Genomic DNA, 1,966 nt, shown 5'->3' on the forward strand with positions numbered 1-1,966 from the left:
CCTGACACGGATTCGTTACGCTCCCGGAGGTTCTGAATACCAGGCTCTATGTGATAAAAATCCCCACTATAAGGAAGGCACTATTTGATGTCAGGAGCATCGACCCGGGCCAATGCCACCCCCATCTTGATCGACAGGCCGGGTTGCCAGTTTTCCAGCCACTCAATCTGGTCTTTGCCAAAGAGCACAATCGCAGTGGACCCCAGTTTGAAGCGGCCCAGTTCATCACCACGGCTTAATTCAACCGACTGGCTCGCCTCACCATGGTAGTCTTTCGGGGAGAGGTAAATGGTGGCAAACTTTCCCCCCATAAATTCCTGCCCAAGCTCCAGATCACCACCGAGCAGTTCGACCAGACTGTAGTCATGGCCTTTGGCCTGAAATATTCTGCCGTTCTTGATATCCCCTATCTGACTGATGACACCATCGGCCGGGCTGACAATCATCTCCGGGTCTTCGGGTAAAGGACGGGCTCCCTCCTTTAATGACCGGGTAAAGAAATCGTTAAAGTGGCGGTACTCTTCAGCGCCTTCCCGTTTCGCTTCACTCATATTGACGTGGTAGTGATCGATAGCCCAGCGAATCAGGCCATTTTTGAACCATGGAATCTGGCATTCCACAAAACAGAATTGGTGTCAGGTCTTTCTTTTGTGCATTAAAGTAAGAAGTGTGGGGGCGGGTCTTTGTTTGTACATCAGTAGTTATGATAAACGACATTGGTTTTTCAAAAGAAAGACCTGACCCCAGATTTCGTTCGCCTGCCTGACTGTGCCATGCCTGTATCGCCCACTCCCTGAAGCACCGACATGATCGTCCGGTTGTTTATAATCATTACCGGATATCGTGTGTTTCCAACTTATACCAGCACCGCCTCTATCCATACCTGAATTCAGGATTTTAAAATTATTTCAATTACCAGATTTCATTTGGAAAGTAATGGAGCTCCATACTACACTATGATATTTGATGCATTTGAAGCCATCTGCTCTTAGCATTTCCTGATATTTTCTGGCTGTCAAAAAGCAGAGGTGTTTTAATTTTTTGTCAGGATAAATTTCACATATTTACAATTGGTTGCGCTTTTTGGTCCAGAACTTACTAACAGTCAAACAACGTATTGGGTGGAAATGTTGTGGATATTCGAGCAAGCACATCCTCTCTGACAGAGAGTCATCAGGCCCCTGCTTCAGATAATAATTCTGCGGAGGTAAAAGGTTCAGAAAATATCTCAAGCCCTTCATGCTTCTCAGGGAGAGACGTTGAAGTAACTACTCAAAAAAGGCCGACAGATTCCACATGCGATCCTCTACCGCTCATTAAAATCACTAAAAAAATGGCAGAAACTGACTTTTTGCCTGGCAAAATTGATCAGTTACTCGTTAAACACACGACAGCTTCTGTTCAATCCACAATGTCATCTCCCGTTGAGTCAGGACAACCGTCGAAAATCCCAGCCCGGAAAATGGCCAGCCTTCACTCTTTATTGTTATCACCAAAGGAGTTGGCCGATCAAATCCGGCTCAAGTCCTATGAAGAGTTAAAGGCATGTAAAACCTTACCGGTATTTTATGTCGACCAATGCTGTAAAGCGGTCCGTTTAACTGAGTCAGCAAAACAACGTATGTATGACGATGGCCTCTCTATTGACGACGTGAAAAACGCTCTCCATCTCACCACTGGTAAATCTATGCTCAATCAAATAGATAACCTGGGTTTTAACCGTTTTTATTACATCGCTAATCACAAGGTAATTGTTCATCTTATGAAATATGCCGAGAATGATTTTCGCCGTACCAATGTATTTAAGCACGGGGTCGACGTGTTTGAATATTTCAATGAATATCTTCAACAATGGCTGCCTGCCGAGGCAGGTAGGAGTTTTGATTATCCTGAACCGTTAATCGACCCAAGATACATTCGGATAGAGGAAATTCAAGCTACTGAAGTAAGTAATATTATGGTTATG

Annotated in this window: 3 protein-coding genes; 1 reads left to right on the forward strand and 2 read right to left on the reverse strand. The window is 44.6% G+C overall.

Translation table 11 applies throughout. The annotated features are described in order from the left end of the window. Positions 1-80: 80 nt before the first annotated feature. Positions 81-620: a phosphatidylserine decarboxylase gene (locus ACO6V1_RS23665; RefSeq protein ID WP_422469013.1), complete on the reverse strand. Its 540-nt coding sequence runs from the start codon at positions 618-620 to the stop codon at positions 81-83. A gap of 81 nt (positions 621-701) precedes the next feature. Continuing rightward, positions 702-881, reverse strand: coding sequence for a hypothetical protein (locus ACO6V1_RS23670; RefSeq protein WP_422449792.1), 180 nt, complete (start codon positions 879-881; stop codon positions 702-704). A gap of 251 nt (positions 882-1,132) precedes the next feature. Between ACO6V1_RS23670 and ACO6V1_RS23675 the strand changes: the two genes are divergently transcribed. Continuing rightward, positions 1,133-1,966: hypothetical protein (locus tag ACO6V1_RS23675; RefSeq protein ID WP_422469015.1), on the forward strand; the 834-nt coding region annotated here is incomplete at its 3' end.

This window comes from Endozoicomonas sp. ALC013, from assembly GCF_049310205.1.
In the GTDB taxonomy this organism is placed as follows: domain Bacteria; phylum Pseudomonadota; class Gammaproteobacteria; order Pseudomonadales; family Endozoicomonadaceae; genus Endozoicomonas.

Coding starts and splice junctions, on each gene's coding strand:
- ACO6V1_RS23670 (WP_422449792.1), bottom strand. CDS start 881: ATGGATAGAGGCGGTGCTGGTATAAGTTGGAAACACACGATATCCGGT.